Genomic DNA, 12,847 nt, shown 5'->3' on the forward strand with positions numbered 1-12,847 from the left:
GCTGGGCTATTCATGACCGTTCGCCGCCTCGATCCCGTTCTCGTCGACCGCATCGCCGCCGGCGAGGTGATCGAGCGGCCGGCGGCTGCCGTGAAGGAGCTGGTCGAGAACGCGATCGATGCCGGCGCGCGCGCGATTTCGGTGACGATCGCGGCTGGCGGGCGCGAATTGATCCGTGTCATCGATGACGGCTCCGGCATGTCGCCCGAGGATCTGGCGCTGTGCGTCGAACGCCACGCCACCTCGAAACTGCCCGATGGCGACCTTTTCGCGATCACGTCGCTGGGTTTTCGCGGCGAGGCGTTGCCCTCGATCGGCTCGGTTGCGCGGCTTTCAATCGCGACCCGCCGGCATGATTCCCCCCATGGCCATGGGCTCGTGGTCGAGGCCGGTGAAAAGGGCGTGGTGCGGCCGGTCGCTGCGGCGGCAGGGACGCGCATCGAGGTGAGCGATCTTTTCGCCTTCACTCCGGCGCGGCTCAAATTCCTGAAGAGCGACCGCGCCGAGGCGCAGGCCGTCTCGGAGATGCTGCGTCGGCTCGCCATCACCCATCCGACGATCCGCTTCGCGCTCGATGGCGATCATGTCACCGGTTTCGACTGGCCGGCGGAGGCCCATGGTGAAGACGGCATGCTGCGCCGGCTGGCGCGCGGGCTCGGGCGCGATTTCCCTGAGAACGCGCTGCCTTTGGATGTGGCGCGCGAGGGCTTCCACGTTACGGGCTTTGCCGGCTTGCCGACCTTCCATCGCGGCACCTCGGCCGGGGTGCATCTGGCGGTGAACGGCCGGCCGGTGCGCGACAAGCTGCTGCTCTCGGCCGTACGCGGCGCCTATGCCGATGTCGTACCCTCGGATCGGCATCCGGTGCTGTTTCTCGATGTCGCCTGCGAGCCGCGTCTCGTCGACGTCAACGTCCACCCGGCCAAGAGCGAGGTGCGCTTCCGCGATCCAGCCCTGGTGCGCGGCCTTGTCGTCTCCGGACTGAAGGCGGCTCTGGCCGAGGCCGGCCATCGCGCCACCACGACCGGCGGCGCGCGGACGCTGGAGGCCTTTCGCGCAGTGTTCGCGGGCAATGGCAGTGCTTCCATTCCGCGCCCGCATTTTCCCGAGACGCCGGCCTGGCCCAGGCTTGCGGCCGGCTTCGGCGAGGCGGCCCAGGCGGGCTTCGAGAGCTTCGCTGCGCCCTCTGCCGATGCCCGCGCGCATGCGGCAGAGCCCGCTCCCGATGCACTCGACCGACCGCTCGGCGCGGCCCGGGCGCAATTGCACGAGACCTATATCGTTGCCCAGACACGCGAAGGCGTCGTCATCGTCGACCAGCATGCCGCCCATGAGCGGCTGGTCTATGAGCGGTTGAAGGCTGAACGGGCGAAATCGGGTATCGCCCGGCAGGCGCTGCTGCTGCCGGAGGTCGTCGAACTCGACCCCGTCGATGCCGATCGCCTGAATGCGGCCTCCGACGAACTGGCGACGCTGGGGCTGGGCATCGAGGCTTTCGGGCCCGGCGCCGTGCTGGTTCGTGAGGCACCAAGCCAGCTCGCCGGCGGCAATCTCCAGAAGCTCGTGCGCGATGTCGCCGATGCGCTGGCCGAGCACGGCCAAATCTCCTCGATTCCGGGCTCGCTGGAGCGCCGGCTCGACCATGTGCTGGCGACGATGGCCTGCCACAACTCGGTGCGCGCTGGCCGGCGGCTGCGGCCCGAGGAGATGGACGCGCTGCTGCGCGAGATGGAGGTCACGCCCAATTCAGGCCAGTGCAACCATGGCCGGCCGACCTATGTCGAATTGAAGCTCGCCGATATCGAGAAGCTGTTCGGGCGGCGGTGAGGGGTAGCGCTCAGTCCTCGCCAAGTTTCGGAGGACGCGGGGATTCAAAATCGGCAATGTCGTCAGTGGGAATTGGGACCTCGCTTTGCCGGGCGTGCCGGATCGCGACGATCATGACCGTGTCGCCCGGAAAATAATCGAGGACATAGTCGCCGACGATCAGGCGGCGGATACCGTTGATCGGCAGCGCGTCATGGGCGAAGCCAAGCTGGTCGAAGCGAGCCAGGGAGCGTCGGGCTTCGCGCATGCGTTCGAGAAAGCGCTCGGCGGCACGCGGATTATGGTCTCGCAGATAGCTGGCCTCCGAAAGCAGGAACGACCTTGCCTTCGGCGCCAGCAGGACGCGCTTCACGCAGCCTTGCCCGGGCGAATGATCCTCTCGATCTCACCAATGACGTCGTCGATGTCATGGCCTTGTCCGCCGGTGATTTGCGCTCGGCCTTCGATCGCGTCCAGAATTTCAGCCCCTTCGGTGGCCAGATATCGGCGCAAGGCCCGAACCATGATCCAACTGCGGGTCCGTTCTGAAGCGGCGGCGATCTTTTCGATATCGGCGAGAACGCTGGCTGGAAGCCGAAGTGAAATCGGCTCCGACAATTCGGGAGTGCTCATGGCTCTATCCTCCTTGTAATACAGCGTATCACACCGAGGGGGAGAGTCAAAGCGAAACGCGACGCATCACCCCACCCGCAGCAGAACCACCTGGGTCTCGCCAGAATCATGGCGCCGTAGCCGACGCCTTCTGCGCCGAATGCCTCGGTCTCATAGCCATGGCTGCGGTATGTGTTCTTGTGCAAGGGCACGCTGAACGGCTGGTCGCTCGATCACGCGTCGCAAATACGCGCCCAAATGCGATCGGCTGGTGGCGGGCCGGGGCATGCCGCGAGACCAGCGCGCGAGGGTGAACAAGTAGGCGTCGACAGCCGAGTAAGTATCACCAAGGAACCATGGGCCGCCATGACGCGCCAGTTCGTCTTCCAGGCGATCGAACTGGCTATTCACGCGCTGCTCTGCGGCCTGCTTGATCTCCGCCTGAGCCTCGACGGAGACGGCGACCTTGTTGGGGTGCAGGTAGAGCGACAGGTTCGCGTGCGGCGCGGTCGCAAGCCACATGAGCCATTTGTAAAACTGCGGCCTGAGCACACTACCCTGCGCAGGTATAAGCGTTGCTCCTCCCTTCAACTCAAGCAAATGAAGGATGATGGCAGTGCTCTCGTAGAGAACCAGGCCATCGCTTTCCAGCACAGGCACGAGCCCATCTGGGTGCAGGGCGCGATAGGATGGATTGCTGCTCGGACCTTTGTGCAAATTGACGAACGAAAGTTCGTATTCAGCGCCGATTTCTTCAAGAACAATATGGGCGGCGAGGCTGATAAAGCCGGGGTAATAATGAAGTCGCAGCATCCAGACCTCGCAATCCGAGACGGCCTCAAGCTCGCTTTTCCTGAGGACTGACCTGGAGGAGGTCAAGTTGCGCCCACAGGATGAAGCGCTTCAGCTTCTGGCACAAGATCGACCCTGCGGGCTGATATCCTATCCCAGCCGCAACAGAACCACCTGCGTCTCGCCATAGTCACGGCGCTCGACCACGGCGAAGCCCTCCGGCACGGCGATCTCCACGCCCGCCGCCTCTTCCAGCACGATGAGCGCGTCCTGCGTCAGCCAGCCGCCTTGCTGGGCCGAGACGAGCGCCTTTTCGCCCAGGCCCTTGCGATAGGGCGGGTCGCAGAACACCAGCCCGAAGGGCGGCATCGGGCTCGCCGGGCCGAGCCTTGTAGCGTCGCGGCGGAAGACGCGGCTATGGCCGGCGAGGCCGAGATTCATCTGGTTCTCGCGGATCAAGCCGCGCGCCTCGGTGCCGTCATCGACCAGCAATGCGAACTCCGCTCCGCGCGAGAGCGCCTCGAACGCCATCGCGCCCGTGCCGGCGAAGAGATCGAGCACGCGCGCGCCCTCGACCACGTCGTCATAGGCGTGAGCGAGCACGTTGAAGAGCGATTCCCGCAAACGGTCAGAGGTCGGGCGGATGGTCCCGATCCCTGGTTTGGGGCCGGCGAGCGGTCGCCCGCCGAAGCGTCCGCCGACGATCCTCATCGCTTCAATCCTCAGTCGCCCTTGCCTCAGTCGCCCTTGCCTCAGCCACGTTTGCCTCAGTCACGCTTGCCGCGCCCGGCACCGCCTGGGCGCGGACCCTTGCCGCCGCCACCCGGGCGACCGCCGCCACCGGGCTTGCCGCCGAAGGGGCGGCCCCCGGAAGGTTTACCCCCGAACGGCTTGCCGCCGCTGCGCTCGCCGCCCGCGCTACGACCAGCCGGCCGCTCGCTTGAGCGCGCGGCATAGCTCTTGGGCGCGCCGCCCGGCTTGTCACCGAAGCTGCGGCCGCGCGGACGCTCATCGCCGCTGCGCTCGGTGAATCGGCGCGCGGGGCGCTCGCTGCCGTCTCGGGGCGCGCGTTCGGGACGCTCGCTGCGTGGCGCCGCATCCTGGCGCGGTGCCACATCCTGCCAGGGACGCTCGGAGGCGCGGTCGCGGCCGCCGGCCTCCTCGCGCGGGCGGCGGACCGGGCGTTCGCTGCTGCTCGCGCCCTCCTGTGTGCGTGGCGGACGCCCCCCGGCCGCGCCGCGCTCGCTGCGTGGCAGGCGGTCGGGCCGGCGTTTGGGATTGACGCCCTCGCGGGCCGGGCGCTCCGCGCGGGAAGCTCTTTCCTCGCGGGGCGCGGCGCTGACGCGTTCAACCAGCACGCGGCGGCCATTGGGATCCTCGATCGCCTTGTCGCGGCGGCGGACCACCTCGCCGGTAGCCTCGCGCGTCTGGCGCTCGATCTTGGGATCGGCGCCACGGCGCGGCGGAGCCTTGCGCTCGCGCTGCGGCTCCGCCTCGGCATCGCGCCAAACAGTGCGTTTCCAAGGCTTCTCGCTGCGGTCATCCTTGGAAGGCGTGCGCACGGCGTCGCTCTGCCAGCGCTCCCGCTCGGGCTTGCCCTCGCGGTCGCCTGCCTCACGCCGGCGCGGCCGGTCGTCGCCGCTGGGCGCGCGCGGGGGCGCCGCCGGCATCTCGTCGCGGCGCGGCGCCTCCAGATCGACGCCGGCCCGCGCGATCAGATCCTCGCCGAGCTGGTCCTTGAGCACGCGCGAGCGAATCTCGTCGACCTCGCCCTCGGGCAGATCGCCGAGCTGGAACGGGCCGAACGAGACCCGGATCAATCGGTTCACGTCGAGGCCGAGATGCTCGAGCACCGTCTTGACCTCGCGGTTCTTGCCTTCGCGCAGATCGACCACGAGCCAGGTGTTCGAGCCCTGCTGGCGCTCGAAGCGGGCGACGATCGGGCCATAACTCACGCCCTCGATCGTCACTCCGTCGCGCAGCGTGTCGAGCTTGTCCTGCGTCACGGAGCCGAAGGCGCGCACGCGGTAGCGCCTGAGCCAGCCCGTCTCGGGCAACTCCAGCATGCGCGCGAGACCGCCGTCATTGGTGAGCAGCAGCAGGCCTTCGGTGTTGATGTCGAGCCGGCCGATCGAGAGCACGCGCGGCAGCTCTTCCGGCAGCGAGTGGAATACGGTCGGCCGCCCCTCCGGATCATGGTTCGTCGTCACCAGCCCACGTGGCTTGTGATAGAGCCACATCCGCGTGCGCTCGCGCGCCGGCAAGGGCTCACCATCGACCAGAACGACGTCATTGGGGCCGATATCGAGTGCCGGGCTTTCCAGCACCTTGCCGTTCACGCTGACGCGGCCTTCCGCAATCATCGCCTCGCTGTCGCGACGCGAGGCGACGCCGGCCCGCGCCATCACCTTGGCGATGCGCTCGGGCTCCTGCGCGGCAAGCGAAGTGAGCAGCTTGGGCTCGGCGGCGGCGTCTTCACGGCGCGGCCGTTCGAAACGCTTATCGTCACGCTGGCCAAAGCTCTTGTTGCCCAGATTCTTGCCGCCGAAGCTCTTGCCACGCGGTGCGGCGCCATCGCGCGGCGGGCGGCTGGAGCTGCGCTCGCCGTCGGCCCTAGTGCGGAACGGCCTATCGCCGGCCTCGCGGGGTGGCCGGCTCGCGCTGCGTTCGCCATCGGGCCTGGCGCGGAAGGGCCGCTCAGTCACGCTGCTGGCATTGCGGCTCGGGCGATCTTCGCTGCTGCGCTCACGATAGGGCGCGCGCTCGCCCTCGGGCCTGGCCCGGAACGTACGCTCGCCACCGGCGCGCGGCGGGCGCGGAGCACCATCGCGTTGGCCGGCCGGCTTGTCGAAACGACGCTGGGGGCGGTCGCCACCCTCGGAGGTGGCCCGGGCCGGGCGCTCGCCACCCTCGGGGCGGCTGCGGAACGGCTTGCGCTCGCCACTGGCTGAGCCGGAGCGCGCAGGCCCGCGACCCGCGCCATCGCGTCCGAAACCGCCGCCGCGAGAGCCGCCATCTTTGCCGCCACCTTGGCCGCCGCCCTGGCCGCCACCGCGGCCGCCGGCGCCGCCGCCCTTGCGCGGGCCACGGCTTTTCTGGTTGTTGTCGTCGCTCATGATCGCTCCGAAGCATGGTCCGCAGAAGTGGAATGCACTTTCGCGAAAGGCCGATGCTCAAATATTTGATGTCGCGCGCGTCCCCGACCGGCACAATCGAGCCGGACGGAACGCTGACTGATAGCCGGCGCTTGTAGCAGAGCGCCTTGCCGCTCGCGAGCGGTAAAGCAGGGTTTTTGATGGTGCAGGCGAAGGCAAATGGCGTGGACGGCATGGCGCTCGCCCTGATGGAGGCGCGTGCGGCCGCCGCGCGCGGCGAGGTTCCTGTCGGGGCGGTGGTCCTGCGCGAAGGCGTCGTGCTGGCGAGCGCGGGAAACCGCACCCTGGAGCTGAAGGACCCGACCGCCCATGCCGAGATGCTGGCGTTGCGCCTGGCTTGCGAGGAAATCGGCAGCGAGCGATTGATCGGTTGCGATCTCTACGTCACGCTCGAACCTTGCCCGATGTGCGCCGCCGCGATCTCCTTTTCCCGCATCCGCCGGCTCTATTTCGGCGCAGGCGACCCCAAGGGCGGTGCGGTCGAGAACGGGGTCAGGCTCTATGCCAGCCCGACCTGTCACCATGCGCCGGAGGTCTATGGCGGCTTGAGCGAGAGCGAGGCGGCGGGGATGCTGCGGGAGTTCTTCAGGGCGAAGCGGTCATGAGCGAGCGCCTCATCCGCACGCTTGCATTGGCCGAGGTCAAGCAGCTTATCGGCTGGGCCGCCACTGAGGGCTGGAATCCAGGCCTCGACGATGCCGCAGCGTTCCAGGCGAGCGACCCCGAGGGGTTCATCGGTGCCTTCGTCGATGGCGAGATGGTCGCCGCCATCGCGGCCGTCGCCTATGGGGCGAGCTATGGTTTCATCGGGCTCTATATCAGCCGCGAGGACAGGCGTGGCCTGGGCCATGGCAAAGCCGTCTGGGATGTCGGCATGGCGCGGCTCGCGGGGCGCACGATCGGGCTCGACGGGGTCGATGAGCAATTCGAGAATTACCGTCGGAAAGGCTTTGCGCCGGCCCACCGCACCATCCGGTTTGGTGGCGTCCTCGCCGGCGCGCCGGTGGAGCGACGGGAGCTGAGCATCGTCACCCCCGAGCTCTTGCCGCAAGTCATGGCCTTCGATCGCAGGAGCTTTCCGGCGCCGCGGGAGGCCTTTCTCGCGCGCTGGCTCGCGCCGCCACATCTTGCTTGCGTCGCGACCTCGCAGGGCGCGGTCACAGGCTATGGCGTGATGCGCAAATGCCGCGCGGGCTGGAAGATCGGCGGATTGTCGGCGCTGGATGACGCGACCGCTGCGGCGCAGGTTTCGCATCTGGCAGCCTCCGTCGAAGGCGAGGTCTTCATCGACGTGCCCGCCGCGCGTCGGCAATTCATCGATCTGTTGACGGATGCAGGGCTTCGGCCCGGATTCGAAACGACGCGCATGTATCGGGGCGAACCGATCCCGCTCGCGCCCGAAGTGTTCGGCGTGACCACGCTGGAGCTCGGTTAGAGACTTTCGCGATCGCCTCTCACGTCATTGCGAGCGTAGCGAAGCAATCCAGAGCCGTAGCGCTCGACATCCCCTTGGATTGCTTCGCTGCGCTCGCAATGACGGCTCGATCGCCCTGATCAGCCCCCGAATTCGGGGGCTCGGGAAGCGCAAGCCGCGCTCAGCCAAGGGCCCTGATCACCAGATAGCAGCCCAGCGCCAGCAGTCCCGCGAAGAAGCACATCTTGAAGGTCGCGGCGGAAATCCGGGTGCGGATCGCCGTTCCGGCCGCTTGACCGGCCAGCGCCGGCGCCAACGCCAGCAGCGAGTGCCAGGCGACGCCCATATTCAAGGCGCCGGCTCCGACCAGCCCGAAGGACAAGGCCAGCGTCGAGACGATGAAGGAGATGCCGAGCGCCTGGATCAGCTCATCCTTGTCGAGGCCGAGCGCCTGCAGATAGGGCACGGCCGGCAGCACGAAGACGCCGGTGGCGGCGGTCGCGACGCCGGTCGCGATACCGATGATGGGGCCGAGCCAGCGCTCAGTGTGGGCGGGTACGCGCAGCTTGGCGGCCTTCAGGCCGACCAGCGCATAAAGCACCAGCGCGCTGCCGAGCCAGAGCGTGGCCGAGCCGTCCTTCTGCTGCTGCAGCAGGCCTGCGCCGGCCCAGGTGCCGATGCAGATGCCCGCCAGCATCGGCCAGAGCCGAAGCAGGATGGTTTTCAGCCCGGCGCCGGTCGCGATCTGCCAGCCATTGGTGACGAGGTTGGGCATGACCAGCAGGGCCGCGGCCTGGGCGGGCGCCATCACCACGCCGAGAATGCCGACTGCGATGGTCGGCAGGCCGAGCCCGATGACGCCCTTGACGAAGCCGGCAAGCAGGAAGGTCGCCGCGATGAAGAGGATGAGGTGCAGGTTTTCCATGGCCGGTTTTCTGGCATTGTTGTCGCATCCTGTCGCCGCCCGATACTACGGTCGCGGCCGTAGCATTCCGGCTTGGTCTCGCTCGTGCGGAGGAGCAAGATGCCCGCATGAGCACGCATGGTCCTTATCTCGCCGAGATCGCCCATCTGATGGGAGACCCGGCCCGCGCCAACATGCTGCACGCGCTGATGGATGGGCGGGCGCTGACCGCCAAGGAACTGGCCTATCTCGCGGGCGTCGCACCGCAGACCGCGAGCGGCCATCTCGCCAAGCTGATGCAGGGCGGCCTGCTCGGCGTCGCCGCGCAGGGGCGCCATCGCTATTACCGGCTGGCGAGCGCCGAGGTCGCGACCGCGCTGGAAGGGCTGATGGTGCTGGCCGGCACGCAGCCCACCAACCGCCGCTTGCCTTCGCGCGTCGGCGAGGAGTTGAGCCGGGGCCGCACCTGCTACGATCATTTTGCCGGCCGGTTGGGCATTGGCATCCATGACGCGCTCGTCGCGGGCGGGCATCTGAACGTTGCCGATGGCGGCTATGGTCTCAGCGTCTCCGGCGAGGCGGTTTTTGCCGCGCTCGGCGTCAATTCCGAGCAGCCGAAGAGCCGTCGCGCCGCCTTGCGCCCCTGCCTCGACTGGAGCGAGCGCAAGCCGCATCTCGCCGGAAGCCTTGCCGCCGCTCTGGCCTGTCGCTGCTTCGAGACGGGCTGGGTGCGCCGCAAGAAGGACAGCCGCGCCGTGGTCCTGACCGAAGAGGGCAGGGCAGCCTTGGGCGCCGCGCTGCCGGGCTTCCGCTGCGACGAACCGGAGGCTGTCAGCCCCGCCGTTCGAGCGCCTGAGACAGTCTTCGCTTGACCTCGTCCTTGATCGGCTCGGACGCTTCCAGGATCGCTTGCGCCTTGAAGAAGTCGAGCCCGCCGATGCCGTCGACGCCGGCGCGGATCAGGATATCGGGCGGCTGACGTTCGACCATGCGCTGCACGATCGTCCGCGTCAGAATCTGGCTGACGCCGAGCATCGCTTCCAGCGGCTCGGGGATGCGCGTTTCGCTGACGGTTGCGGGCGCGCTGGTGTCGACAGCCATGACGATGCGGCCCGGCGCCAGCAGGCGGTCATAGGGCAGGGGATTGATCGCGCCGCCGTCGATCAGCACATGGCCGTCGATGACGACCGGCCGGATCAAGCCCGGTATCGCCAGCGAAGCCGCGACCGCTGGCGTCAGTGGCCCGTCGCGCAGCAGGACCTCGGCATGGAGATGATAGTCGGTGGCGAGCGCCGCGAAGGGGATCTGTAGTTGATCGAAGCGGTCGGGCACGGCTTCCGGCCAGAACAGGTCGAGCATGCGCTCGCCGTCGATCAGCACGGGGTTGCCGAGCCCGCGCATCAAATCGGTGAACTTGCCGATGCGGGCGTCGAGCAGCCTTGCGATCACCCGGGCGCGGTCGCGGAAGGTCAGCGCGACATGCTCGCGCAGCTCCTTGCCCGAGAGGCCCGCCGCATAGGCGGCACCCACGATCGCGCCCATCGAACAGCCGGCGATCAGAGCAGGTCTGACGCCGAGCTCATCGAGCGCCTCCAGCACGGGGATATGGCTCAAGCCCCGCGCCCCGCCCGCGCCGAGCACCAAGAAGAGCTCGAGCTCGGGCTCGCCAGAGGCCGGCGAGGACGGCAGCGGTGAGGTTGGTTGCGACATGCCGGCGCCTCAGGCGCAGCCCGCCTCGGCCTTCACCGCCGCCGCGAGATCGCCAAGGCTGGTGAAGCGAAAATCGTAATGCGGCATTGCGCCCGGGTTCATCGTGGCGCCAAACCCCTCATCGGCATGGCGCCGATAGATCCAGCAGGAGGCGAGGCCGCTCGCATTCGCCGGCTTGTGGTCGTGGAACATGCTCTCGGCCGTGTGGAGGATGTCCGTCTTGGCGATGCCGCGATCGGCGAGCGCGGTCAGCATGTAGTCGAAATTGGCAGCGGCCGGCTTGTAGCTGCCGATATCCTCGGCTGTGTAGATCGCATCGAACGCCACGCCGAGCTTGGCATTGCTGAAGGCGAAGGATTCGTTGTCGACATTGGACAGGATGACGAGCTGATAGTGCTGCTTGAGTTCGCGCAGCGCCTCGACTGTGTCGGGGAAAGCCGGCCAGTCGCGGACCGAGCGGCCGTAAGCCAGGCACTCCTCCCAGCTGACCGCCACGTTCCATTCTTCCGCCAGCCGCTTGTAGACCACGGCGAGAAGCTCCCGGTAGAGCTTGCCCGGCGTCTGCAATTGCTGGCGCGATTCGTGCCGGGCATGGGCCTCGAGCACGTCATTACGGCTCAGCGGCCGCGCGGCCTTGCTGACGAGCGGCTGCAGCGCCGCGACCATCCCGCTCTCCCAGTCGATCAGCGTGCCGTAGCAATCGAAGGTCAGGGCTTTGAAATCGGTCAGTTTCATCGAAAGCTCCTGATCGGAATGCGGCGGAGGTTAGGGCATCGGCCCGAAAAGTGGGAACCGGTTTTCGGGACAGCCGATGCGGTAAGGCAGTGATGCCGGGGCGGGAACCCTGAACCGGCGCCGCCCCGCCATTCCTCGCAAGCCGGTCAGGCGGCGGGCTTGGACAAAAACGGAAGCAGGGCCGCGAGCGTGGCTGAAGGGTTCTCTTCGGGCAGGAAATGGCCGCTATCGACCGCCAAACCCTCCGCCTGCGGGGCGAAGGTCGTGCGCCAGATCTCCAGCGGGCTTGCGCCCTTGGCCGGGATGCCGGCCTCGCCCCAGAGCGCCAGCACGGGGCAGAGGATCTTTTTGCCCGCAGCGAAATCGGCCTGGTCCTGGGCGAGATCGGTCGTCGCGCCGGCGCGGTAATCCTCGCAGGCTGCATGGATGCGGGCGGGATCGTTGAAGGATTCGCCATAGGAGGCGAGGGCGAGCCGGTCGAAGTGCTTGAGGTCCTTGGCGCGGGTCCAGCTCGCGATCGTATGGTCGAGCCAACCGAGCGGATCGGCCTTGATCAGGTTCTCCGGCACAGGCTCGGGCTGGGCCAGGAAGGTCCAGTGATAGACCTGCATGGCGCGCTCCGCATTCATGCCTTCCCACATCGAGACCGTCGGCAGGATGTCGAGCAGGGCCAGACGCTCGACCCGGCCGGGGTGGTCGAGCGCCAGGCGGTAACCGACGCGCGCGCCGCGATCATGCCCGACGACGGCGAAGCGGACATGCCCGAGCGCCTGCATCACCGCGACGATGTCCTCGCCCATGCCGCGCTTGCTGTAGGTCTCCTTGCCGCCATCGCCATGGGGCGCTGCCGACCAGCCATAGCCGCGCAGATCCGGGCAGATGACGGTGTGCGTCTTGGCGAGTTCCGGCGCGAGCTTGTGCCATTCGGCATGGGTCTGCGGAAAGCCGTGGATCAGCACCACCGGCGGCCCCTCGCCGCCGACGCGGGCGAAGATCCTGCCGACCGGCCCGTCGATCCAATGCGCCTTGAAGCCGGGAAAGAGGGAGTCGAGATTGCTCATGGCTTAACTCCTGGCGCCATCGCGGAGGCGATGTCGGTCTTGGCGAAATCCTCGCCCTTATAGAGCAGGGGGGCATGCAAGGATTTGGCAAGAGCGTAGGAGAAGCAGTCGCCCATGTTGAGCTTGGCGGGATGACGTCCCCGACCGAAGCGGAGGAAGGCTTCGGCGGTGAGTAACCCTTGATCGCTGCCGAGCCCGGCCTGTTCGATCTTGAGCGTCCTAAAAAGAGCGGTGACATCGGTCATCGGCATCGCTGCCTGTTTGCCAACCAGAACCATCGCGCATTCTGCGAATGTGACAGGCGAGCAGATACTCGCAGCGGCTTTCGTCAGGATATCGTAGAAGGCGTCGGCTTCGGGCTCCCCAAACGCAAAAGCGATGACGGCCGAACTATCGACAACGATCACGATGGCAAGCCCATCTCGTCGTATCCGAGAATTTCATCGGGCGTCCGTTCATCCGTGATGGGGTAGGATCGGATGCGCGCCAGAACACGATCGAGTTCGACCCGATCAATCCTGCCGGTGGCTTCAGGCAGTCGCGCCAACCGCTCTTCTGCCGCGATTCGAACGGCCTCTGTGATCGTTTCTCCTGTACGTGCTGCCAACCGACGCACGACGCGGTCAGCTTCCGCATCCTTGATCAGCACCGCCATGGC

Annotated in this window: 15 protein-coding genes; 4 read left to right on the forward strand and 11 right to left on the reverse strand. The window is 67.4% G+C overall.

Translation table 11 applies throughout. From position 1 onward, the window contains the following. Positions 1-12 precede the first annotated feature (12 nt). Positions 13-1,827 carry a DNA mismatch repair endonuclease MutL gene (gene mutL, locus BHK69_RS10740; RefSeq protein WP_069690091.1) on the forward strand — a complete coding sequence of 605 codons (1,815 nt, stop codon included), beginning with the start codon at positions 13-15 and terminating at the stop codon, positions 1,825-1,827. A gap of 10 nt (positions 1,828-1,837) precedes the next feature. Here the strand turns inward: mutL and BHK69_RS10745 are convergent, their stop codons facing one another. The 5 genes from BHK69_RS10745 to BHK69_RS10765 form a co-directional block, all read right to left on the reverse strand. Further along, entirely contained in the window at positions 1,838-2,179 is a 342-nt protein-coding gene (locus BHK69_RS10745) for a type II toxin-antitoxin system RelE/ParE family toxin (RefSeq protein ID WP_069690092.1), read from the reverse strand. Then, positions 2,176-2,439 (reverse strand): CopG family ribbon-helix-helix protein, encoded by a 264-nt coding sequence (locus BHK69_RS10750; RefSeq protein WP_069690093.1) that lies wholly within the window; start codon positions 2,437-2,439, stop codon positions 2,176-2,178. The genes BHK69_RS10745 and BHK69_RS10750 overlap by 4 nt, the downstream gene beginning before the upstream one ends. Before the next feature lie 150 nt (positions 2,440-2,589). After that, entirely contained in the window at positions 2,590-3,231 is a 642-nt protein-coding gene (locus BHK69_RS31350; RefSeq protein WP_148663371.1) for a glutathione S-transferase family protein, read from the reverse strand. A 129-nt stretch (positions 3,232-3,360) separates the two neighbouring features. Next, positions 3,361-3,921, reverse strand: coding sequence for a 16S rRNA (guanine(966)-N(2))-methyltransferase RsmD (gene rsmD, locus BHK69_RS10760; RefSeq protein WP_069690095.1), 561 nt, complete (start codon positions 3,919-3,921; stop codon positions 3,361-3,363). Between the two features lie 56 nt (positions 3,922-3,977). Then, positions 3,978-5,663 (reverse strand): pseudouridine synthase, encoded by a 1,686-nt coding sequence (locus BHK69_RS10765; RefSeq protein ID WP_069693555.1) that lies wholly within the window; start codon positions 5,661-5,663, stop codon positions 3,978-3,980. Between the two features lie 842 nt (positions 5,664-6,505). On the opposite strand from BHK69_RS10765, the gene BHK69_RS10770 reads away from it, so the two are divergent. After that, positions 6,506-6,970, forward strand: a complete 465-nt coding sequence (locus BHK69_RS10770) for a nucleoside deaminase (protein ID WP_069690096.1) — start codon at positions 6,506-6,508, stop codon at positions 6,968-6,970. Further along, positions 6,967-7,800 (forward strand): GNAT family N-acetyltransferase, encoded by an 834-nt coding sequence (locus tag BHK69_RS10775; protein WP_069690097.1) that lies wholly within the window; start codon positions 6,967-6,969, stop codon positions 7,798-7,800. The genes BHK69_RS10770 and BHK69_RS10775 overlap by 4 nt, the downstream gene beginning before the upstream one ends. 160 nt (positions 7,801-7,960) lie before the next feature. Here BHK69_RS10775 and BHK69_RS10780 read toward each other — a convergent pair whose 3' ends face one another. Beyond that, positions 7,961-8,704 (reverse strand): sulfite exporter TauE/SafE family protein, encoded by a 744-nt coding sequence (locus BHK69_RS10780; RefSeq protein ID WP_069690098.1) that lies wholly within the window; start codon positions 8,702-8,704, stop codon positions 7,961-7,963. Between the two features lie 107 nt (positions 8,705-8,811). Here BHK69_RS10780 and BHK69_RS10785 point away from each other — a divergent pair, with 107 nt between their 5' ends. Beyond that, complete coding sequence (locus BHK69_RS10785; RefSeq protein WP_069690099.1) at positions 8,812-9,555, forward strand: ArsR/SmtB family transcription factor; 744 nt, start codon at positions 8,812-8,814, stop codon at positions 9,553-9,555. Here BHK69_RS10785 and BHK69_RS10790 read toward each other — a convergent pair. The 5 genes from BHK69_RS10790 to BHK69_RS10810 all read right to left on the reverse strand — a co-directional run bounded on the left by BHK69_RS10790 (position 9,515) and on the right by BHK69_RS10810 (position 12,844). Continuing rightward, positions 9,515-10,393 (reverse strand): patatin-like phospholipase family protein, encoded by an 879-nt coding sequence (locus tag BHK69_RS10790; protein WP_083269246.1) that lies wholly within the window; start codon positions 10,391-10,393, stop codon positions 9,515-9,517. The two genes, BHK69_RS10785 and BHK69_RS10790, sit on opposite strands and share 41 nt — an antisense overlap. 9 nt (positions 10,394-10,402) lie before the next feature. Next, positions 10,403-11,128 (reverse strand): haloacid dehalogenase type II, encoded by a 726-nt coding sequence (locus BHK69_RS10795; protein WP_069690100.1) that lies wholly within the window; start codon positions 11,126-11,128, stop codon positions 10,403-10,405. A gap of 146 nt (positions 11,129-11,274) precedes the next feature. Beyond that, positions 11,275-12,189 (reverse strand): alpha/beta fold hydrolase, encoded by a 915-nt coding sequence (locus tag BHK69_RS10800; protein WP_069690101.1) that lies wholly within the window; start codon positions 12,187-12,189, stop codon positions 11,275-11,277. Further along, complete coding sequence (locus BHK69_RS10805) at positions 12,186-12,596, reverse strand: type II toxin-antitoxin system VapC family toxin (protein WP_069690102.1); 411 nt, start codon at positions 12,594-12,596, stop codon at positions 12,186-12,188. The genes BHK69_RS10800 and BHK69_RS10805 overlap by 4 nt, the downstream gene beginning before the upstream one ends. Further along, on the reverse strand, positions 12,593-12,844 hold the full coding sequence (locus tag BHK69_RS10810) for a type II toxin-antitoxin system VapB family antitoxin (RefSeq protein WP_069690103.1): 252 nt from the start codon (positions 12,842-12,844) through the stop codon (positions 12,593-12,595). Before BHK69_RS10810 ends, BHK69_RS10805 begins: the two co-directional genes overlap by 4 nt. Positions 12,845-12,847 lie beyond the last annotated feature (3 nt).

Source organism: Bosea vaviloviae (genome assembly GCF_001741865.1).
GTDB lineage: Bacteria > Pseudomonadota > Alphaproteobacteria > Rhizobiales > Beijerinckiaceae > Allobosea > Allobosea vaviloviae.